At 69.7% G+C, this 21,483-nt stretch carries 21 protein-coding genes; 13 read left to right on the top strand and 8 right to left on the bottom strand.

What is annotated here, in order from left to right; genetic code table 11:
- Window positions 1-81: 81 nt before the first annotated feature.
- From NE2_RS05275 to NE2_RS05290, 4 genes are all read left to right on the top strand, one after another.
- A complete protein-coding gene (locus NE2_RS05275; RefSeq protein ID WP_063024356.1) occupies window positions 82-441 on the top strand; it encodes an STAS domain-containing protein in 360 nt (119 codons plus the stop codon).
- Between the two features lie 24 nt (window positions 442-465).
- Window positions 466-981, top strand: a complete 516-nt coding sequence (locus NE2_RS05280) for an ATP-binding protein (RefSeq protein WP_063024357.1) — start codon at window positions 466-468, stop codon at window positions 979-981.
- 61 nt (window positions 982-1,042) lie between these two features.
- Window positions 1,043-2,650, top strand: a complete 1,608-nt coding sequence (locus NE2_RS05285; protein WP_063024358.1) for a PP2C family protein-serine/threonine phosphatase — start codon at window positions 1,043-1,045, stop codon at window positions 2,648-2,650.
- Between the two features lie 26 nt (window positions 2,651-2,676).
- Entirely contained in the window at window positions 2,677-3,747 is a 1,071-nt protein-coding gene (locus tag NE2_RS05290; RefSeq protein WP_063024359.1) for a cobalamin B12-binding domain-containing protein, read from the top strand.
- Between the two features lie 68 nt (window positions 3,748-3,815).
- Here NE2_RS05290 and NE2_RS05295 read toward each other — a convergent pair whose 3' ends face one another.
- A complete protein-coding gene (locus tag NE2_RS05295) occupies window positions 3,816-5,168 on the bottom strand; it encodes a WS/DGAT/MGAT family O-acyltransferase (RefSeq protein WP_063024361.1) in 1,353 nt (450 codons plus the stop codon).
- 235 nt (window positions 5,169-5,403) lie between these two features.
- On the opposite strand from NE2_RS05295, the gene NE2_RS05300 reads away from it, so the two are divergent.
- Together NE2_RS05300 and NE2_RS05305 are read left to right on the top strand one after the other, a co-directional pair.
- Entirely contained in the window at window positions 5,404-6,864 is a 1,461-nt protein-coding gene (locus NE2_RS05300; protein ID WP_084493813.1) for an NAD(P)/FAD-dependent oxidoreductase, read from the top strand.
- 124 nt (window positions 6,865-6,988) lie between these two features.
- Complete coding sequence (locus NE2_RS05305) at window positions 6,989-8,761, top strand: hydroxysqualene dehydroxylase (RefSeq protein ID WP_063024616.1); 1,773 nt, start codon at window positions 6,989-6,991, stop codon at window positions 8,759-8,761.
- Here NE2_RS05305 and NE2_RS05310 read toward each other — a convergent pair.
- Window positions 8,747-9,547, bottom strand: coding sequence for a helix-turn-helix domain-containing protein (locus tag NE2_RS05310; RefSeq protein WP_030517006.1), 801 nt, complete (start codon window positions 9,545-9,547; stop codon window positions 8,747-8,749). The genes NE2_RS05305 and NE2_RS05310 overlap by 15 nt on opposite strands.
- A 101-nt stretch (window positions 9,548-9,648) precedes the next feature.
- On the opposite strand from NE2_RS05310, the gene NE2_RS05315 reads away from it, so the two are divergent.
- The 4 genes from NE2_RS05315 to NE2_RS05330 all read left to right on the top strand — a co-directional run bounded on the left by NE2_RS05315 (window position 9,649) and on the right by NE2_RS05330 (window position 13,362).
- Window positions 9,649-10,158, top strand: a complete 510-nt coding sequence (locus NE2_RS05315; protein ID WP_063024618.1) for a GtrA family protein — start codon at window positions 9,649-9,651, stop codon at window positions 10,156-10,158.
- 111 nt (window positions 10,159-10,269) lie between these two features.
- Window positions 10,270-10,827 carry a hypothetical protein gene (locus NE2_RS05320; protein ID WP_063909286.1) on the top strand — a complete coding sequence of 186 codons (558 nt, stop codon included), beginning with the start codon at window positions 10,270-10,272 and terminating at the stop codon, window positions 10,825-10,827.
- 917 nt (window positions 10,828-11,744) lie between these two features.
- Window positions 11,745-12,176 (top strand): copper chaperone PCu(A)C, encoded by a 432-nt coding sequence (locus NE2_RS05325; RefSeq protein ID WP_233429672.1) that lies wholly within the window; start codon window positions 11,745-11,747, stop codon window positions 12,174-12,176.
- Entirely contained in the window at window positions 12,169-13,362 is a 1,194-nt protein-coding gene (locus tag NE2_RS05330) for a Dyp-type peroxidase (RefSeq protein ID WP_063024365.1), read from the top strand. The genes NE2_RS05325 and NE2_RS05330 overlap by 8 nt, the downstream gene beginning before the upstream one ends.
- Window positions 13,363-13,420: 58 nt before the next feature.
- Here NE2_RS05330 and NE2_RS05335 read toward each other — a convergent pair whose 3' ends face one another.
- Window positions 13,421-13,771, bottom strand: a complete 351-nt coding sequence (locus tag NE2_RS05335; RefSeq protein ID WP_063024367.1) for a hypothetical protein — start codon at window positions 13,769-13,771, stop codon at window positions 13,421-13,423.
- 192 nt (window positions 13,772-13,963) lie between these two features.
- Window positions 13,964-14,254, bottom strand: a complete 291-nt coding sequence (locus NE2_RS05340) for a hypothetical protein (protein ID WP_030517012.1) — start codon at window positions 14,252-14,254, stop codon at window positions 13,964-13,966.
- Window positions 14,255-14,475: 221 nt separating this feature from the next.
- Here NE2_RS05340 and NE2_RS05345 point away from each other — a divergent pair, with 221 nt between their 5' ends.
- Window positions 14,476-15,456, top strand: coding sequence for a glycosyltransferase family 9 protein (locus NE2_RS05345; protein WP_063024369.1), 981 nt, complete (start codon window positions 14,476-14,478; stop codon window positions 15,454-15,456).
- Between the two features lie 80 nt (window positions 15,457-15,536).
- Window positions 15,537-16,235, top strand: a complete 699-nt coding sequence (locus tag NE2_RS05350; protein WP_063024371.1) for a phosphoribosylanthranilate isomerase — start codon at window positions 15,537-15,539, stop codon at window positions 16,233-16,235.
- On the opposite strand, the gene NE2_RS05355 is transcribed toward NE2_RS05350, so the two are convergent.
- From NE2_RS05355 to NE2_RS36920, 3 genes are all read right to left on the bottom strand, one after another.
- Entirely contained in the window at window positions 16,174-17,031 is an 858-nt protein-coding gene (locus NE2_RS05355) for a DMT family transporter (RefSeq protein ID WP_146165149.1), read from the bottom strand. The two genes, NE2_RS05350 and NE2_RS05355, sit on opposite strands and share 62 nt — an antisense overlap.
- A gap of 4 nt (window positions 17,032-17,035) precedes the next feature.
- Complete coding sequence (locus NE2_RS05360; protein ID WP_146165150.1) at window positions 17,036-18,409, bottom strand: prenyltransferase/squalene oxidase repeat-containing protein; 1,374 nt, start codon at window positions 18,407-18,409, stop codon at window positions 17,036-17,038.
- A gap of 1,342 nt (window positions 18,410-19,751) precedes the next feature.
- The gene (locus tag NE2_RS36920; RefSeq protein ID WP_228816733.1) at window positions 19,752-20,078 is read right to left on the bottom strand and encodes a hypothetical protein; all 327 of its coding nucleotides are present in this window, start codon (window positions 20,076-20,078) and stop codon (window positions 19,752-19,754) included.
- A 204-nt stretch (window positions 20,079-20,282) separates the two neighbouring features.
- Here NE2_RS36920 and NE2_RS05370 point away from each other — a divergent pair, with 204 nt between their 5' ends.
- Window positions 20,283-20,618, top strand: coding sequence for an RNA polymerase-binding protein RbpA (locus tag NE2_RS05370; RefSeq protein ID WP_063024376.1), 336 nt, complete (start codon window positions 20,283-20,285; stop codon window positions 20,616-20,618).
- Between the two features lie 66 nt (window positions 20,619-20,684).
- Here NE2_RS05370 and NE2_RS05375 read toward each other — a convergent pair whose 3' ends face one another.
- Window positions 20,685-21,467, bottom strand: coding sequence for an ABC transporter permease (locus tag NE2_RS05375; protein ID WP_063013596.1), 783 nt, complete (start codon window positions 21,465-21,467; stop codon window positions 20,685-20,687).
- Window positions 21,468-21,483: the final 16 nt, after the last annotated feature.

Below are 21,483 nucleotides of genomic sequence, written 5' to 3' on the forward strand. Positions count from 1 at the left end.
TGCACATATCCGCTGCGCCGTCACGATTCATACTCGTAGGGGGCGGACCCGGATGCCGCGAGTGTAGGGAAGGGTGAACACGTGGGATACGAAGGCCACAGCGGCTGCACCGCCGATGTGATCTCAATCGGCGGCCTCTGGGTGGTGGCCGCCGCCGGTGAGGTGGATTCGCATACCGCGCCGCGGCTGGACTCCGCCGTCCAGCAGGCCGTGACTCGTCAACCGGGACAGCTGATCGTCGATCTGTCCGCGGTCGAGTTCTTCGACTCCTCCGGAATGAATGTGCTGGTACGCGCCCTGCGACAGGCGGGACGGGTGCTGGTGGTGGCGCCGCGGCCGGTGCGGCGCGTGGTGGAGGTCACCGGCCTGTCGACGGTATTCGCACTCTTCGACGACGTCGATGCCGCCGTCGCGAGCGCTGTCACCCACACGAACGGCTGATATCCCATGCGTCACCCCGAAGGTATGCGTTACCCCGAAAGCCCACGTCGTCCCGAAGGCGCAGCTCGCAAAGCCGCGACCACCAGCGGACAGCGGTCGCTCGAGGACCTGCACATCGAATTCCGGGCCCGGTCCGAGGAACTGCAGCGGGTGCGGGCCCTGCTGCGCGCTTGGCTCGCGGGGACGCGCCTCGGACCGGATCGCGCGTACGACCTCCTCCTGGCCGTCAACGAGGCCTGTTCGAATTCGGTCGAGCACGGACATCGCGGTGACGGTCGGACCGTCGTGCTGCACGCGTCGGCCGCGCATTCGATCCGCATCACCGTCTCCGACAGCGGGACCTGGCGCACGCCGCGAGCGGACGAGGAGATCGATCGCGGTCGCGGCCTGCCGATGATGAACGCCCTCATGCCCGGAACCCGCGTCGTCTCGGGCACCGACGGGACGACGGTGGAATTCGTGGTCTCGCCCACCGCCGAATCCCGTTCGGACTCCGACACCGGGCAATGGCCCCGGCGCAGCTCCGCGGACCAGCCGTGACATCGGTTTCGACTGCGGCGCAGCGGGTTTCACTCGCGCGACCGGATGTGAGGAGGCCGCCGTGCCCGAATCTGTCGTGAGTGACGTCGACCGATGGTCGGCGGTACCGCATCCGGCCGTGGTGGTCGATGGCGCGGGCACGGTGGTCGCGCTGACCGGGGAAGCGGCCGCCCTGTTTCCCGACGCGGTCGTGGGCGAACCGCTGCACCGTGCCGTGCCGCCCTGGTTGTCCACCGCACACGAGCAGACGGCCGCCTCGGGCATCGCGCCGTCGCCCGCCTCGGTGTCCGGGCGCGTGGACGGGCGCGAACTGCACGCGGTCGCCTCCTCCGGCGCCGACGGGACTGTGGTTTGGTGGCTACTCGGCGACACCGCGCGCTCGCTGCAGGAAAGCCGCTCGGAACTGGAGCAGGAACGCGAACGCACCGCATTCCTGTCGCAGGCCTCCGAGCGGCTGCTGGCCTCGCTGAACGTGGACCGATGCCTGGAGACGACCGTCCGGCTGGCCGCCCGCCACCTCGCGGACGCCGCGGTGGTCGTCACTCCCCCGGCCGGGCGGGCGCTGTCGGTCGTCTCCTGTGACGAGCACGGTGTGGTGCGGGTGAACGTCGTCGAGGAGGACCCCGACGCGGTGGCCGGGCTGAGCGAGGCGCTGCGCGGCTTCCCGCCCATTCCCTCGCAGTGGCTGGACCCCGCGGCGGTGCCGGTGTGGCTGCTGCCGCCCGGTTTCGAGCACGGCACAGGCTCGGTGATCGTGACTCCGCTTCCCGGCCACGGGGTTTCGGCGGGCGCGCTGGTCCTGCTGCGGCGTTCCGGCGAGCGGACCTTCGACGAGCGCGACGAGATCTTCGCCCAGTTGTTCGCCGGTCGCGCCGGAATCGCGTTGTCGGCGGCGCGGCTGTACGCCGAGCAGACCAGCATCACCGCGATCCTGATGCGCGAGCTGCTGCCACCGCAACTGCACCGCGTCCACGGCATCGAACTGGCCGGCGCCTACCGGGCTTCGGAGAATCACGAAATCATCGGCGGCGACTTCTACGACGTACATCGCGCGGCGGCACCGGACGGGGAAACCCTCGTCGTCCTCGGCGACGTCTGCGGGAAGGGTCTCGAGGCCGCCGTTCTGACCGGCAAGATCCGCAACACGGTGCACGCGCTGGTGCCGATGGCCGACGATCACCAGCGCATGCTCACCCTGCTGAACAATGCGCTGATGTCCTCCCGGCACGACCGGTTCGCCACGCTGGTGCTGGCATCGGCGGTGCGTCGGGAAGGACGGGTGCAGCTGCGGCTGACCTCCGCCGGGCATCCGCCGCCGTTGATCGTCCGGGCCGACGGGAGCGTCGACATGGCCGAGACGCGGGGACAGTTGGTCGGCGCGCTGCCCGAGATCAGCGCCACGACGTTCTGGACCTCGCTCGCGCCGGGGGAAACCTGCCTGCTCTACACCGACGGTGTGACCGAGGCTCGCGGCGGACCGCTGGGCCGGCGCATGTTCGGTGAGGAGCGTCTGACCGCCGCGCTGGCGCAGTGCGCGAATATGCCCGCGGAGGCGGTGGTCGAGCGTATTCACATGCTCACCACTCAGTGGGTCGGCCGCAACGAGCACGACGACATCGCGGTCGTCGCGATCACCGCGCCGCGAACCTCGGATACCGTCCTCCACTGACCGCTACCGCGAAGGAGCCGCCGTTCATGTCCGAGCCGCATCGCCGAAACTCCCGGGATGCTCCGGCTTTTCGCGAGCAATTGTGGACGGCGGTCACCGGCCGCGACGAACGGGCGGCGATCGGCATCGTGCTCGCGGCGGTGGATTCGGGGCTCGAACCGGAAGCGGTTCTGCTCGACGTCATCGCCGCGGTCCAACGCCGGGTGGGTGCGGAATGGGCCGCCAACACCCTCAGTGTCGCCGACGAGCACACCGCCACCGCGATCAACGACCGGGCCGTGACGGCGCTGGCACTGCATGCGTCCGCCTCGCACCCCGCCTCGGCCGGGCGGGTCACCGTCGCGTGTGTGGACGGCGAATGGCACGCCCTTCCCGCGCGGCTGGTGACCGAAGTGCTGCGGCTGCGCGGCTGGCAGGTCGATTTCCTGGGTGCCCAGGTGCCCACCCGCCACCTGATCGCGCACCTGCACAACACGGGCCCCGACGCCGTGTTGCTGTCGTCGTCGCTGCCGACCCGCCTGCCATCGGCGCACGGCACCATCACCGCATGCCAGGCGGCCGGAGTGCCGGTGCTCGTCGGCGGGGCGGCGTTCGGTCCGGACGGCCGCTACGCGAACCTGCTCGGCGCGGACGCCTGGGCGCCGGACGCCGCGACCGCGGCCGAGCTGCTCGCCCGGAGGCTGCGGCGGGAGCAGCGGCCGCCGGACCGACCGCACCGGACGCTGCCGCATCTGACCGATCAGGAATTCACCATGATCGCCCGCAGCACACCGCAGTTGCTGGCGACCACCATGGCGGAGCTGGAGCATCACTTCCCCGCGATGCGGGAATACTCCGAATCCCAGCTGGAGCGCACCGCCGAAGATATCGCGCAGATCCTCGAATTCCTCGCCACCGCACTGTATCTGGACGACGACGAGTTGTTCACCACCTTCGTCACGTGGACCGCGGGCGTGCTGAGCGCGCGTGCGGTCCCCGCGCAATCGCTGTTTCCCGTCCTCGACCTGCTGAGCGGGCAGCTGCAGGACTTCCCGCGGGCGCGACGGATTCTCACCGCCGCCACCGACGCCCTCACCGGCACCGCGCGGATCGCCTGACCATCGACGCCGGCCGACGACCGCGCGGTGCGCTCGAATCCTCGCCGCCTTCCGGCCGCGGAGTCCGGTTACTCCAGTTCGGCGAGGGATTCGTCGAGTCCGGTCAGCAGCCGCTGCAGATGCGGAACACTGCGGCGACAGCCGACGATCCCGAAATGCATGGCGCCACCGGAACTGATCGTCGTGATGTTGACCGCTTGGCCGTCGAGGGGAATCGAGGCCGGATAGGCGGCTTCCAGGCGCAGGCCGTTCCAGTACCGGGGTTCGGTGGCGCCGGGGACGTTGGAGATGACGATGTTGAACGGCGGCGCGGCGGCCGGCAACCGGACCGGTAGCGCCGCCGAGGCCAGCCCCGCCACATTCACCGCCGACAAGCCCAGGATCTGTAGTGGCGTCAGCCGCGACATGGTGTTCTTGGTCCGCGCCATCGACGAGTGGATGCGCGCGAGTCGCTCGGCCGGATCCGGTTCGTCGGTGGCCAGATCACACAGCGCCGCGCCCACCGAATTACCCTCTCCCACAGCGGTTTCAGAGGTTCCACGCAGCGAGACCGGCACCATCGCGATCAACGGCTCCACCGGCAGAGCCTGTTCGGCGAGCAGATACCGGCGCAGCGCGCCCGCGCACATCGCCAGCACCACGTCGTTCACGGTCGCCCCCGTGCGCGCGCCGACCGTGCGCAACCGCGGCAACGGCCACGACTGCGCGGCGAATCGCCGGGCACCGGTGATGGCGACATTGAACATCGTGTGCGGGGCCCGGAACGGGCGCGGTTCGGGATAGTCCCGCGCGATCTCGTAAGCGCCGGAAAGCAGTTCGGGGACGGCGGTGCCGATCCGCCCGGCCATGCGCACCGCCTCGGCCGAGCGGCGCAACAACGTAGTCGGGCCGGCGTCCGGACGCCGGCGGGGCGAGCGCCACGGCGGCACGCAGTCGCGGGCATCGGGGTCGGCGGAGAGGACCCGCTGCCAGGTGCGCACTGCCGAGACACCGTCCATCAGCGCGTGATGCGTCTTGGTGTAGAGAGCCATTCGGCCGTCGGCGAGACCGTCGATCACATAGACCTCCCACAGCGGGCGATGCCGGTCCAGCAGCGATCCGTGCAGCATCGACACCAACTCCAGCAGTTCACGCACCCGTCCGGGCGTGGGCACCGAAAGCAACCGCACGTGATAGTCGATATCGACGTCGTCGTCGAGATCCCACTGCAGCGCGGAGAAACTCGCCAGCGACCGCGCGGGTCGGCGCCGGAACAAGGACGTGAGTTGACCAGTGCCCGAGACCAATTCCTCGTGCAATTGCCGCGCCGATCGCGGCTCGGTGCCCGAGGGACGGAACAGGGAGAGCCCGCCGACGTGCATGGGATGTTCGCGGGATTCCAGCAGCAGGAATGCCGAGTCCAGGGGTGACATCAACGCCATCGCGGTACCTCATCACGGTCGTTTCCGATCGGGCCGGGTGGCCACACCTTCCGGTGATCATCGCGGATGCGGTCGGATCAGGTGCGTGATCCGGAGTCTCACCGGGCCCGGGCGGCTCAGGCGTCGGTAATTGCCGGGAACAATTGAATCAAACATATTGACAATGTGAGAGGAGTCACTTCATTCTCTCATTAGGACACAGTGTCCGAACATAGTGACCCGGAAGGCGGCGCCGATGCCTACCGACGAACCTGCCGACTCCTCGCCGACCGATTCGGGTACCGCCGCGACCGTCCGAGACCTTCCGGTACTCGATCGAGGAATTGACGAAAACGATTGCCCGGAAAGCGGATTCGCTGACGTGGTGGTCGTCGGAGCGCGCTGCGCGGGTTCGGCCGCCGCGATCGCCTTCGCCCGTGCGGGGCGGCGCGTCGTCGTCGTGGACGCGGCCCGATTTCCCTCCGACACGCTCTCGACCCATCTGCTCTGGCCCGCCGGCATCGCCGAAGTGGCGGCGCTGGGCGCGCTGGAGAAGGTGCTGGCGCTCGGCGCGCCACAACTGCGGGTCGCCTACGCCGGCGGCGCGGGCCAGGTGGTGCGGGCACCGTTCACCGCCGTGAACGGCATCGACTACGCGATGTGCGTGCGGCGCACCGGATTCGACGCGGCCCTGGTCGCCACCGCCCGCGCGGCCGGCGCCACGATCCACGAGTCGATGCGGGTCACCGAGCTGATCCGCGACGGCGGCCGGGTCGCCGGCGTGCGCGCGGTCGATCGCACGGGGGCCACCCACGAGATCCGGGCGCGCCTGGTGGTCGGCGCGGACGGGCGGCGCTCCACCGTCGCGCGGCTGACCGGAGCGCTGGACCCGTACCGCAGCAAACCCAGTGGGCGGGCGTGCTACTTCGCCTACTGGCGCGACAACCGGCCGGAATGGCGGTCGACGGCGGCGCAGTGGCGGGCCGGGCAGCTGCTGGGAACCGCCTTCCCGTGCGAGGGCGGGGCGGTGCTGTCACTGATCCAGCCGCCGGTCACGCACGGGCCGCGCACCGCCGGGCAGACCGAGCAGCGTTACCGCGGCATGGTCGCCGCGATCCCGGAACTCGCTGCGCGACTGGCCGATTGCGAACCGCTCGGGCGGGTGCGCTCGGCCACCGACATCGTCTCCTACTTCCGCCGCTCCAGCGGTCCCGGCTGGGCGCTGCCCGGCGACGCCGGCCACTTCAAGGATCCGGTCACCGCGCAGGGCATGCGCGATGCGATGCGCTACGGACGGCTGCTCGGCGAATACGCGGCCCCGGTACTCGACGACGCGGCCGCGCTGGACCGGGCACTGACCCGATGGGAGCACCAGCGCGAACAGGACTGCCTGCCCATGTACCAGTGGACCAACCGGCTCGCCCGCGGCGCCGAGATGACACCGCTCGAAGTGCAGCTGTACCGCGCCGGCGCGGCCGACCCGCACCTGGCCGGCCTCGCGCTGGATGTGATGACCCGGGCTCGAACCCCCGACGAACTGCTGACCCCGGCGCGGGCGGCGAAGTTCGCGATACAGGCATTGGCGCACGCGCCGGCGACCGCGGTGGTGGACACCGTGATTCGCGAGGTGTGCGACAACGCGCAGGACTGGCGGGAACGTCAGGCGGCGCGGTGGGGTTCGGCGTGGTCGCGGTGGCCCGCGGCGGCGCCGAAGTGAGGGACGGGCCGGCCGGCGGGCCCTCGATACTGCCGGACCTCGGTGAAAAAGCTTCGCAGGCGCAGACATTCGGGCTTCGGGATCGACGCAGGGCCGGTCCCGCTCGCTGATTCTAGGAGTGGACATGACCGGTCGGGACAATGCGGGTGGATTCGGCAGGCGGCAGTTGCTGCGAGGCGCGGCGGTCGCGGGCGCGGCTCTGGCGACGAGCGGCACCTGGGCCACGGCGGCGGCGCGGGCGAATCCGGGCCGCCGCCAGGTCGGCCCGGGACGCACGGTGGCGGTGTTCGGTGGTGGGGTCTCCGGGTTGACCGCGGCGCACGAACTGGCCGAACGCGGCTACGCGGTCACGGTGTACGAGCCGACCGCGCTGGGCGGGAAGGCGCGCAGTATGAGCGTGCCCGGCACCGGGGCGGGTGGTCGCGCCGATCTGCCGGGCGAACACGGCTTCCGCTTCTTCCCGGGTTGCTACCAGCACGTGCCGGACACCATGGCGCGAATTCCGTTCCCGGGCAACGCGAACGGTGTGGCCGGAAATCTGATCCGGGTGGAATCGACGGTGGCCGGATTTCCGGATCTGCCGCCGGTGACGGTGCCGACCGAGATCGCGGGGCTGCGCGAGCTGAACCCCGAGCGCATCCGCAACTCGCTCGTCGCCGGATTCGGCTTCGTCCCGCAGCTGCCGCCGCAGGAGCTGGCGTTCTTCGGCGATCGGATGATGATGTGGTTCACCAGCTCTCCCGAACGCCGCTTCGGCGAATGGGAGTACCGATCATGGGTGGACGCGGTCGGGGCGAACGGGAAGTCGCAGGCCTATCGGGACTATCTGGCGCGGGCGCTGACCCGGATCACGGTGGCGGCCAGGTCGGAGACCAGCTCCGCGCGCACCATCGGAACCATCGGAGAGGCATTGGTTTTCGCGGGCGCCGGCATCGCGCCGCAGTATCGCGGCGGGGTGGACCGGATCTTGAACGGCCCCACCAACGAGGCGTGGATCGATCCGTGGGTGGCGCATCTGTCCGGACAGGGAGTCCGGTTCGTCACCGGCGCGGGCTTGACGAGCCTGCGCCTGTCCGGTGACCGGATCAGCGGTGCGAACGTTGGCGGACGTGCGGTGCAGGCGGATTGGTACGTGTGCGCGATGCCGGCCGACCGCGCGGCCACGATCCTCGACGACGACATCCTCGCCGCGGACCCGGCGCTGGCCGGGATGCGGGAACTGGTGCTGGACTGGATGGTCGGGGTGCAGTTCTATCTGCGCCGGCCCACCGGCGTGCCGGAAGGACATATCGCGGCACTCGGCTCGCCGTGGGCGATCACCGCACTGCGGCAGGCGCCGATGTGGCGCGGCGATTTCGCGGCCCGCTACGGCGACGGGACGGTGGTGGAATGCCTGTCCGCGGACGTGTCGGACTGGGACACCCCCGGCATCCTGTTCGGCAAACCGGCCAAACAGTGCTCGAAAGACGAAGTGGTGCAAGAAGTCTGGGCACAGCTGAAACGCTGGCTCAACACCGGCACCGGCTGGTTGCGCGACGACGACCTGCACTCGTGGTTCGTCGATCCCGGCGTACATTTCGAGGAGGGCGGCAACCGCAACGACACCCCGCTGCTGGTGAACACCGTCGGCTCCTGGGACCACCGGCCGGAGGCGCACTCGGCGATCGGCAACGTGTTCTTCTGCGGCGACCACGTGCGGACCGGCATCGACCTGGCGACCATGGAGGGTGCCTGCGAGGCGGGACGCAAGGCGGCCAACGCGGTGCTCGACGCGGTCGGTGACGCGGCGCCGCGGGCGGCGGTGTTCCCGATGTACGCGCCGCCCGAGCTCGAACCGTTCAAGCGCATCGACGCCGACCGCTATCGGGCCGGGCTGCCGCATCTACTCGATATGTGAACGGCTGCGCAGGAATTCGGCGGTCGCCGGGCTCGCGGGCAGGAACGACTCGATCGCGAGTTCGGCGACCGTGACGTTCATCGGACTGCCGAAGATGGTCATGGTGCTGATGAAATCCAGGTCGATGTCCCCGCGTTCGGCGTCGTGGTGGCGCAGCCGCAGCGGGACGACGGCCTGATCCGGTTCGGGCAGGCCGGGATCGTCGCGGCCACCGGGATATTCGAGCAGTTCGGCGCGCAGCGCGGCCAGATCGGCCGAGCCGGTGGCCTCGATCTGGCGATCGACGCGTTCGAACAGATGTCCGCGCCACTGCGCGAGATTCAGGATGCGCGGCGCCAGTCCCTCGGGGTGCAGGCTCAGCCGCAGCGCGTTGACCGGCGGAGTCAGCAGGTCGGCGCGAACGCCGTCGAGGAACAGGGCGACACCGGAATTGGCGTCGACCATATTCCACTGCGCGTCCACGGCCAACGCCGGATACGGCTCGTAGCCGGTGAGGATCTGCCGCATCGCGGTGCGGACGGGGGCCATGGTGGGAGTATCCAATCCGGGTTCGGCGTAGACCGGGGCGTAACCGGCGGCCAGCAACATCCGATTGCGTTCGCGCAGTGGGATGTCGAGCTCCTCGCTCAGGTGCAGGATCAGCTGGCGGCTCGGCGTGGACCGGCCGGTTTCGACGAAGCTGAGGTGACGGGTCGAGGTTTCGGCGCGCCCGGCCAGTTCCAGCTGGCTGAGGCGGCGGGTGCGACGCCAGTGGCGCAGCAGATCCCCGGCAGTATGGGTCGGCACCTGCTCGATCGTATGCGGCACGGGTGGGCGTGACGATTACCTCGCGGGTCATGATCGCTGTCCGGATGCCCGGTGCGCGGCTCACGGTTAGGGTGGATTGCGTGTCGTTGGTGCAGGCTGGACTGGACCGGCTGCCCGAACGCTGGCGCGCACTGTTGCTCGCCCATCGGGAGCTGATGAAATTCGCCGTCGTCGGCGCGATCACCTGGTTCGTGGACACCGGAGTGGTGTACGCGCTCAAGCTGACCGTATTGCCGGACAAGCCGCTGACCGCGCGCGCGTTCGGCGTGCTGATCGCGACGATCGCCTCCTACATCCTGAACCGGGAATGGTCGTTCAACACCCGCGGCGGGCGCCAGCGCGGTCACGAGGCCGCGCTGTTCTTCGCCGTCAGCGCGCTCGCCGTCGGCGTGACCGTCATTCCGCAGGCGGTCGCGCTGTATGTCTTCGATATCCGGGTGCCGCACGTGAGCGCGTTCACCCAGGCGGTCTCCAACTTCATCACCGGGCAGATTCTCGGTGTCCTGCTGGCGATGGCCTTCCGGTTCTGGGCGTTGCGGCGATTCGTCTTTCCCCAGGATCTGCGCGAGGCCGAACTGGAGATCCTCTGACCGCCGCACCCGCGAGGCACCGAAACCGCAGGTGGTGACGGGCATCACGGCCGGCACATACAGGTGGACCTGGCGGCCCGGCCCGCCGGCGAGCCCCGATACCATGATCTCGTGCGAGCAACGGCCGACCCTTCCACGCAGCTGCGTGGTGGATGCGTCGGCGCCGCCGCGGGCACGGTGAGTATCGCCGCCCACGCCCTCGGTGGTGGCGCGGTGGCACCCGGCTCCACGGCCATCATGATGCTGATCGCCGCCAGCACCGCGATCGGCTGCCTCGCCGCACACACCCGCACCGGATTGTTCCGGCTGATGGGCCTGCTCGCGGTCGGCCAGGCGATCGGCCATCTGGCGCTGTCGACGTCCCCGCACTGCCACGAGGTGCTGATCACCGCGCCCATGCTCGTCGCGCACATCACGGCGACGGTGGTCGGGGCGGTCCTCGTCCGCGGCGCGGAAACCGCACTGCGACGCGCCGTTTCGCTGATTCGCCGCGTGGTCGGCGCGGTCGCGCACTACCTGGGCATCTCCGGCGCTCCGGTCGTCGTCTCGGTACCGTATACGGTGACCGCGCCGCGGCGGCTCGTGCTGGCCTCCGGCACCGGGCGGCGCGGTCCGCCGAGGCTCACCGGTTCGTTCGCTGCCTTGCACCGCGTACCCGCGCGGGCGTGATTTACCGGCATATCGGTGGATGCGTCCACTAACTTGCCGGATCGCGGCCGGACCACGGATGACGACCAACGGCTGGGCCACCCGATGTACGGATAGCTCTCGAGAGCGTCACATCGGATCGCACAGCACGTGCAGCCGCGCCCGTGAGGCGATGTCCGTGAGCCGGTAACGGCACACGGACAAGCGGCAGCCGCTGGCCCGCAATCGGCAATCGGCAATCGGCAATCGAGAATTCGGCGACCGAATCGACCGCTACCACACGGCACCCGAACGGCTACCGACGCTTTGCAGAAGCGGTCGCTCGAGCAGTCGGCGCATCGGTCGACGTCGGCGAGCCTGCGTGCTGGGTCGACGTCGGCGAGCCCGGGTGCTCGGTCACGGTCACGGTCATCGCTGTGGCGGTCCGGCCGTGACCCTGATCGCACGCGGGGCTGTTCGGTCGGTCGTCGTCGGTTTCCGAGGATGTCCTGGTCGGTCGGATACGCCGGTCGGGCTTGCGGGTGGCTGATTCGCGTATGACCGCCGAGGTCGCACCGCTCGCCGCTGGGCACAGCAACGAACGAACACCGGTGGCGGTATAAGCCGCGCACTCACCCCTACGCCGCGCAACGCGTGGTTCGACGGTGTGACGAGCGCCCGGGCGCGGTGAGAATCCGCGACGACGTGCCGCCTGCTCGATGAAACCCCTTCTCATGCAATGGAGTTCACCAATGTCCTCTCTCCCCCACACCGGGCGTTCCACCCTCGCCTCGAGTGACCATGGCCCTCGCTGTGCGGCATCCAGCCGAGTCCGGCCGCACAGTGCGACACGCCCGTCCCGCAACACGGCAGGTACCACCCGCCGGCGTCGGTCGGCGAGCCTGCTGATCACCGCCGCGGCCTCGATCCCACTGCTGCTGGCCGGCTGTTCGTCCGGCATGACATCCACCGCCGCGGACGCCGATTCGGTCACCGTTGGTGATCAGTGGATCAAGGCCGCCAACGCGGGGATGTCGGCGGCGTTCGCGAATTTCACCAACACCAGCGACCACGAGATCCGCATCGTCGACGCAACCAGCCCGGCGTCGGCGCGCGTGGAGATTCACGAGGTGGTCCAGTCGAACGGCGCGTCCATGATGCGTCCCAAGGCCGGCGGGCTGGCGATCCCCGCCCACGGCAGCGCGAAACTGATGCCGGGTGGCGACCATCTGATGTTCATCGATCTGAAGGCCCCGCTGCGGACCGGAACGCAGACGCCGATCACGGTGAAGTTCGCCGACGGCACCAACACCACCTTCACGGCTCAGGTGCGTGACTTCGCGGGCAACCAGGAGAATTACGCACCGACTACGGCCGCTCACGGTGGCTGAGCGGCTGTCGCGGCGCCGGTTGCTCGGCGGCAGTGCTGCCGCGGCGGGTGCGGCGGGGGTCGCGGGGCTCACCCTCGGCGCCGAACGCTGGACCCGCCATACCGAGACCGCCGATCCGGGCACCGCACGGGAACCGTTCTACGGACCGCATCAAGGCGGGGTTGCGACCGAGCCGCAGCAGCACGCGGCGTTCGTGGCCTTCGATCTGCGGCCCGGCACCGCTCGTGCCGACCTCGTGGGATTGCTGCGCATCTGGTCCGGGGACGCGGCGCGGCTCGCGGCCGGTGAGCCGACGCTGGCCGATACCGAGCCGGAGCTGGCCCACCGGCCGGCGCGGTTGACCGTGACCGTCGGATTCGGCCCGCGGCTGTTCACCGTGGCGGGACTGGAAGCCGCGCGGCCGCACTGGCTCACGCAACTGCCCGGCTTCACCATCGACCGGCTCGACTCCGCATTCTGCGAGGGGGATCTGCTGCTACAGGTCTGCGCGGACGAGGCGACGACGGTGGCGCATGCGGTGCGGGCGCTCTCGCGCAGCGTGACTTCGCTGGTGACCGTGCGCTGGACCCAGCGCGGATTCCGCAACGCCGCTGCCGGGCAGACGATGCGCAATCTGATGGGGCAGGTCGACGGCACGGTCAACATCGCCCCCGGGGCCGATTTCGATCGGCTGGTGTGGGACGACGGCGCGACCCTGCCGTGGCTGCGGGGTGGAACGTCGATGGTGCTGCGCCGGATCGCGATGAGCCTGGACACCTGGGACGAACTCGACCCCGAGGGGCGAGAACTGACCGTGGGCCGGCGCATCGCGACCGGGGCGCCGTTGACCGGAACCCGGGAAAGCGACAATCCGGATTTCGCGGCCGTGGACGCCCACGGCATCCCGATCATTCCGCCCTCGGCGCATATCGCACGGGCGCGTCACACCAGCGACGGCGAGCGTTTCCTGCGCCGCGGCTACAACTACGACGATGCTCCCGCGCCCGGAACCACCTCGAATTCAGGGCTGTTGTTCGCCGCCTACCAGCGCGATATCGCGGCGCAGTATCTGCCGGTGCAGCGTCGCCTCGCCGAATTCGACGCCCTCAACACCTGGACCACTCCCGTCGGGTCCGCGGTATTCGTGATTCCGCCGGGAATCACCGACGCGCAGGGCTATATCGGCCAGACCCTGCTGGAGGGCTGAACCGGCCACCGCAGGCACTCGATGCGGTTCGGCAGCCGGTGCCGAACCGCATCGGATGTCAGTGCCACAGCACGGCCACGAACACGTTGGCGATGGCCAGCAGTCCGGCCGCGTCGACCATCCAGGCAATGGTCTTGCCACGCTTGGCATCCGCGTGCGCGATCTCGGCCAGACCGGCCACGGCGACCGCGATGACCAGTTTCACCACGATTTTGGCCATGTCGAGATTCTTGTCGAGCGAATCGATGCCGTCGGCCATGCCGACCAGAATCAGACCCGTGACGATCTGCGCTCGCGCACCCCAGAGCATCACCTGCGACACCGCCGGCCGGCCGGCGGCGTATCCGCCGATCACCGCGGCGAGTCCGAGCAGGTGGGCGACGACCACCAGGTTGTAGACCACTGTCATGGCTCACAGCGTAGATCATCGGCACCGATTCAACGACACGGCGTAGTAGGGCTTACATCCCCGCCGGGCCCCGGATATCCGCACCGCCGCAGGCGTTCTCGCGGGCTCGCTCTCACGGTGCCGTTGTCCTGCCGTGCGCAGGCACGGCTCCGCCCCGCGCCGATCCTCGGACGCGGGGCGGAACGGGGAGAATTATTCGACGATCAGCAGGCTGCCGCGCGGCACCATGGTGATGCCGGCGGGGTCGACCTTGCCGATCACCGGTCCGGTGCATCCCCGCCCGGCGTGGACCTCGATCACCTTGTCGGTGCTGTTGCCGACGGTGAGCTGGTAGGCGTGCGGTTCGATGCAACCGGTCGGGTTGTTGTAGATCTGCCCGTTGACGGTGACGGTGCCCTGCGCGGCCTGCGCGGCACCGGCGCCGAGCACTGCGAACGCGCCCGCCGCCGCGACGGCGGTGATGAGTCCAGCGGTGCGAATCATGAAATCCTCCAGTTTGTTTCGGCCCGACCGTCGCTCAGGTTACCGGTTCCGCCGCCCCCGGCCACAGCACCGACGCGGACCCGGCGGAAATACGCGCGTTTCACGCCGGATCGCGTCGGGTAGTCATCTTCAGGTGGCTCTCTTCGGTCGTGCCGCGGCAACGGCGCGGAATCGAGTGGGTCGGGACTGCTGGGTCGCTTGGTGATGGCTAGGAGAAGAGGGTGGCGGTTGTACTCGTGCTGCGCGCACGTGGACTGGGTGATCTCCTCACCGCGGTCCCTGCTCTTCGTGCGCTACGCCGGGCGAGGCCGCGCGATCACATCGTGCTGGCCGCACCGCACCGGCTCAAACCCATCGTCGACCTGATCACCTCGGTCGACGAGATGGTCGCCGCCGCCGACCCGCACACCATGCGCTGGGAGGGCGCGGCCCCCGCCTTGGCGGTCAATCTGCAGGGCCCCGGCGCCGACGGCATCGTCGAACTCTCCCGCACCGAACCCGCCCGGCTGCTCAGCTACCGCAATGCCGCCTTTCCCGATCTCGACGGCCCCGAATGGCAAGCGGATATGCACGACATCGACCGCTGGTGTCATCTGCTGGAATCGGCCGGAATCAACGCCGACCGCCGCAATCTCGGCTTGGTGCCGCCGGTGGCCACCACCAGTCACCGCGACTGCGTGGTCGTGCACGTGGGCGCCGGAGCGCCCGCCCGCCGCTGGCCCGGCGAACGATTCGCCGCGGTGATCCGGCATCTGCTCGTGCAGGGTCGCGAGGTCGTGGTGACCGGCGACGAATTCGAACGCGACCTCGCCCTCGGCATCGCCGCACGCGCGGGGCTGTCGCACGACCAGGTACTGGCCGGGCAGCAGAACCTCATCGAACTGGCGGCCACCGTCGCCGAGGCGGCGCTGGTGGTGTGCGGCGATACCGGTGTCGCACATCTGGCGACGGCATTCGGCACCCGCACCGTCGCGCTGTTCGGCCCCACCGCCCCCGGCCGCAGCGGGCCGCCGCCGCATCTGTCCGGCCGCCACATCGCCCTGTGGGCGGGCCACACCGGCGAGCGCGACGGCGACACCCCCGATCCGGGTCTGCTGCAGATCACCGTCCCGGACGTCGTGGAGGCCGTCGACACGCAGCTGGACCGCCGCCGGTGGGCCGAGGCCGACCGGCGCGGAACCGCCTATCGCCGCGTCGGCTGAGCGCCCCGCCGCGGGGGCGGGCAGCGTGGTAATCGACACGAACCGCCGGACCGGACACGTTCGGGCAGTATCGTGTGCCGATGATCACCGTCCGAACGAAAATCTGCGGTATCCGTAGCGAGTCCGATCTCCGGGCCGTCGTCGCCGCTGATGCGGACGCGGCCGGATTCATTTCGGGCACGACGCATTTCAGCGAAGACGAACTCGACCCGGAATCGGCCCACCGGTTGTCACGGCTGGTGCCCTCCTCGATGGAACGCGTACTGGTCACCCATCTCACCGACGCCGGCGAGGTCTTGCGCCTCGCCGACCGGATCGGCGTCGACTGCATCCAGCTGCACGGCCTGATCTCCCACGACACCGCGCGCGCGGTCCGGCGCGGTGCGGGCGGGCGGCGGGTGATCCGCGCGGTCCACGTCACCGGCCCGGAGGCGGTCGCCGCCGCCGAACGCGCGGCCCCCGATTGCGATGGGCTCGTGCTGGATTCGCGTTCCACCGACCGGCTGGGCGGCACCGGGCGCACCCACGACTGGTCGATCAGCGCTCGCATCGTCGAACTGTTGGACGACTCGGCATTTCCGGTGATGCTCGCCGGTGGACTCAACCCGCACAACGTCACGGCCGCGATCGACGCCGTCCGGCCGGCCTGGGTCGATGTCAACTCCGGCGTCGACGACGGCCGAGGCGACAAGGACCCCGCGACCTGCACCGAATTCGTCAGGGCGGCACGCGATGTCGCGGCGCCGATCGCTGCTCTAGCCCGGCCGCGATCAGAATGAGCAACCCCGCCGCGGCGGTCGCCGCGGTGGGCAGGCTCCGGGTGGCCACCGCTCCCACCAGCGTGGCCACGACGGCCTCGTTGAGCCCGATGACGCTGGCCGTGGCCGCGCTCAATCGCCGCAGCGCCAGCCAGTAGAGCGCGAATCCGGGTCCGAGGAGGGTGGCGCCGATCGCGGCCAGCTCGGCAGCCACCCGCCCGGACGGTGGATCCAGCGCCAGCAGCGGGCTGCTCGCGATGCCGCCGAACAGCAACTGCAACGCCGCCGAGGTGGCCGTGTGGTCAGGTCCCGAGTGCCGGGCGACCACACTGACCAGCATCGCCACACAGGCCGCACTGCCCAGCGCCAGGGCGCATCCGGTCAGGGCCGCGATCTGCGCGTCGCCGCCCGGGTGCCGCCAGGCGACCAGCCAGATCGCCGCCCCGACCAGCAGCAGTTCGATCAGTACCGGCAGCGTGGGCGCCCGCCGGCCGCGAACCAGCGCGGCGGCGATGATGAGGACCGGCGCGGTCAGGTGCAGGGCGACCACCACCGGCAACGGCCCCATCCGCAGCGCCGCCACGTACAGCGCCAGATTGGCGGCCTCGAGCCCGCCCAGCCGGAAGTACAGCCCCGGATGGGCGGTCAGCGTCGTCCACGGGTGCTGCCCGCGCAGCCGCGCCCACACCAGCAGCGGCACCGCTCCACCGAGGGCCACCAGGCCCGCGGTGGTGGGAGCGGCCAGCGTTGCCAGCAGGGCACTGGAGGTACCCCACAGACAGGTCACCGCGACCATGAGGACGAGCGGCCCGCTCATCGGCTCAGGCGAGCAGATAGGTGACCACCGGCATGACCAGCGCGGTGAACGCGGCGAAAACCGCGCTCGCCACATGCCGCTTGGGTAGTCGCGGAAAGCGCGTCGCCAGACCGCAATACGTACCCACCGCGACGAGCGCCGTTCCCCAGACCACCAGCGCGCGGCTGCCGACCGTGCCGAATACGGTGTCGAAACCCACCGCCAGCGCGAACACCGTCGCACCGGCGGACGCCGCCAGCACCAGCAACGCCTGTCCGGCAGTCGAATTCATCAGCATGCGATGACGGCCCAGCGTGGCGATCGCCTGCGGGTCGGTGCGGTGGGCGCCGTCGACCCGGCAGATCTCGTCGTACACCTTGGCCGGATTCACCCGCTCGTTGATCGCCGGACGCACCTGCAACAGCGCCTCCAGCGCCTGCGTGGTGGCATAGGAGGTGACCGGGCCCTCGTCGGAGATGCGGAATCCGCCCCGGTAGATGGCCAGTGCGTCCATCTCCTGCATATCCAGCAGCGCGACGATCGCCGCCCGCACGGCCGGATCGAAGATGGTGCGGCTGTCGGCCGCGATCACAGCCCCGACCGCCAGGTGCAAGGTGAGGTGACGCCAGGTGTCGACGAGATCGTCACGGCGGAAGATCTCGGTCTCGATATCGCACTCACCGCGGCGCAGTCCGGTCAGCAGGCGCTTGACCGCCAACTCGCACGCGCGCTCGGCGCGCTTGTCACCGATCCGGACGATCTCCGGCCGGGAGAGCACGGCCGCGATGTGCGCCGCCGCGTACATCGGCAACGTCCGGGGCTCCTGATACATCGACGACACCAGATAGGCGATGCCGCGCGAGATGGCCTGGTGGCGTTCGCCGTCGAAGGCCCCGCCGCCGATCAGCGCCTCGACAGCGGCAGCGGTCGCGGTAATCGACACCGGGCCAAGGAAACCCGACATCCGCCAGCCGCCGGTTTCGGAATCCTGCTGGTCCAGCAGATTTCGCACGGCGCCGGCCAGTCCGGGATCGGACTCCTCGATCTCGAGGCAGCGCAGGGCCCGGATCCGCCACGCGACGTCGATCGGCGTGCGAAAGTACCATTCGTCGCCGATCGGCCGTTGCACGACCGTTGCCCGCACCAGCATGGCGACCTTTGCGGCGCGCGGGATTTCGCACCCGGCCCGATGCAGGATGCAGACCACCTCGGCGGTGTTCTGCGGATTGGGCGGCACATCGGGGATCCAGCCCCAGCCCGCACCCCCGTCGAGATGCGGTAACTGACTGCCGCGCAGCCATTCCACTGCCATCCGGATTCGCTCGTCGATGTTCGACATGGCCCTCCGCCCCCTTGATACGAAGCCCCGTAGATTTTCGTTGGGGCTGATAACCGCCAAGTTACTCGGATGCTCCGACAAGCCGCGCCGCCGTTCGGTGCCCGAATTGCCTGGTAGCGAACATATTTCGGTTACATCTCGAGCCACGCTGCCGCCGGTGACCGCGACGACGTCGCGAAAGGTTCAGGCCGCGAGCAGGATTCACCGGGCGGCCCTGCGGGTGTCCACCGTCCTGGACGAGCCCGTTATCTCGGGGCAGTCGACCCGTTGCCGGAACGCTTCCGGCCCGACTCCGAATTGCAACCCACGACGCGCCGGTACCCTGCGCTACCGACCCTCGGTGTGCAAATCCCGTGACAGAGCTCGCCTTCCACCGACGGCGAACCGGTACCGGAGTATGACAGCCGCACAGTACGGCCGGGGGACGCGCGACGGGTACCAGCGCCCGCACACTTCGCGTCATGACCACTATCAGCTCTCCCGCCCGTCGATGGCACCGGCCGTTGCTGTGGACCGCGGCGGCGATGGCGGCACTCGCGCTGTGCTGTCTGTGCGCCGCGCCGTTCGACGACCGCCGCATCCTCGGTGAGTCGGTATGGCTCAAACCCGGCAAGTTCGGCATCGCCTTCTGCCTGTACACGCTGACCCTCGCGTGGCTGCTGTCGGTGCCGCACCGCGGCGCGCGCGTGACCTGGTGGGCGGGAACCGTTTTCGCCCTCACCGGCGTCGTGGACGTGGGTTTCATCGTGGTGCAGGCGGCACGCGGCACCTTCAGCCACTTCGACACCGAAACCGATGCGGTCAATTCGATCGGCCAGATGGTGTTCGCCTCCGGCGTACCGGGCCTGTTCGTCGCGAACCTCGTCGTCGCGGTGATCCTGTGCCGGCAGCGCGTCCTGGACCGTCCCACGAGCCGGACCGTGCACGCCGGGCTCGCCATCGCCGTCGCCGGGATGGCGCTCGGATATCTGATGGGCTTCACCGGCGAGCAGACGGTGCGTGACGCCCACGGCCGTCCGGTGCGGCTGGCGGCCGGCCACACGGTGACCGATACCGCCCAGCCCGTGCGCGACGGCGTGGGCGATATGCCGATCACGCACTGGAGCACGATCGGCGGCGATCTGCGGATCCCGCATTTCGCCGGGCTGCACGGCATCCAATTCCTGCTCGCGGCGGTCGCGATCACGGCCTGGCTCGCGCGACGGCGGCCCTGGCTGGACGAACGAGTGCGCGCCCGGTTGATCGGTGTCCTGGGCCTCGGCTACGCCGGGCTGGTGACGCTGCTGTTGTGGCAGGCGCTGCGAGCGCAGCCGTTGATCCACCCCGACCGCGCCACCGTGCTCGCATTCCTCGCACTGAGCGTGGTGACACTGGGCACGGCCGCGGCCGTCGTGCGGCACGGTCAGCGCAGCCGCTCGGCGTCCTTGGCGAGCTCGACGAGATTCGCGGTCAATGCGGCCAGCTCCGACGAGTCGGCGCCCTCGGCGACAGCGGTCGCGACATCCTCGGCCGCGCAGCGGGCGGCGAACCAGCGGTCGGCGAGATCGGCGGCCTCCTGAGCGCTCAGCACCACCGAATCCTCCGGAATGCCGGTGCCCTCCAAACCCTTGCGATGTTCGTAGGCGCGCTGGCGGCAGGATTGCCGGCAGTAGCGGCGGCGACGGCCGATTTCGGAATCGGCGATTTCCCGACCGCACCACAGACACGGCGACAGCACACGGCGCGACATGACCCGACACCTTAGCGGTCCCCCGGCGCCAGCGCCCGGGCCACGCCGCAACCGGCGAACCGCCGCCGCTGCCCGGGCCGGTCTCGGCCGGGCCCGGCCGAGACCGTAAAATACACCGGTTGACCGTCGCGGGAACCGATCAGGCCGCCGGCGCGTTGATAGTCCAGTAGAACGTTGCCGACAGGCCAGAGAGGACCGCACACCATGGCAGATCGCGTACTCCGAGGTAGCCGGCTCGGAGCGGTGAGCTACGAGACGGACCGCGACCACGACCTGGCACCACGTCGAGTGGCGCGGTACCGGACCGACAACGGCGAGGAGTTCGACGTCCCGTTCGCCGACGACGCCGAAATCCCGTCGACCTGGCTGTGCCGTAACGGCCAGGAGGGCATCCTGATCGAGGGCACCACTCAGGAACCCAAGAAGGTCAAGCCCCCGCGCACCCACTGGGACATGCTGCTGGAACGCCGCTCCAAGGAGGAGCTCGAGGAACTGCTGCAGGAGCGCCTCGAACTGCTCAAGACCCGGCGCGGCCGGTAGATCGAGTACACAGCGAAAGTCCCCTCGCACCGGTCGGTGCGAGGGGACTTTCGCGTATCGGGACCGTCAGTGACTGGCCACCTTGCGGTACTGCAACAACGCCAGCGGCACCGCCACGGCCAGAATCGCCACCGAACAGGCCACTGCGTATTCCACGCAGTGGTCGACCGGCCAGCCGTGCGGGGCGGCGAAGGTCGGCGGTGAGCTGTTGGCGAACAGTTTCCGCCCGGACGCCGAGACCGCGGTGATCGGATTCCACTCCGCGATCGAGCGCAGCGGGCCGGGCAGCGTCTCGGCGGAGATGAAGGCCGAGGAGATGAACGTGACCGGGAACAGCCAGATCAGTCCCGCGCTCTGCGCGACCTCGACATTCGGCGCGATCAGCCCGGTCAGCGCGCCCACCCACGACATCGCGAACGCGAACAGCAGAATGATCGCGAACCCCAGCGCCGCATCGGCCACCGATCCGTTGATCCGCCATCCGACCAGATAGCCGCAGGCCACCATGACGGCCAGCGCCACCACGTTGACCACCGTGTCGGACAGGGTGCGGCCCATCAGCACCGCCATCCGCGACATCGGGAGCGTGCGCATCCGGTCGATGATGCCCTTCTGCAGGTCGTTGGCCAGACCCACCGTCGTGAACGCCGCGTTGAACGCGACCGTCTGGGTGAAGATGCCCGCCAGCAGGAATTCGCGATACTGGCCACCGCCCAGCGACGCCCCGAAGATGTAGGCGAACAGGAAGACGAACATCAACGGCTGGACCGTCGCGGTCACCAGCAGCGTCGGCACCCGCAGGATGGTCAGCAGGTTGCGGTAGGCGATGATCGCGCTGTCGCGGAACACCCGGACCGGCGCCGCG

It is taken from the genome of Nocardia elegans NBRC 108235, from assembly GCF_001612845.1.
Classification (GTDB): Bacteria; Actinomycetota; Actinomycetes; order Mycobacteriales; family Mycobacteriaceae; genus Nocardia; species Nocardia nova.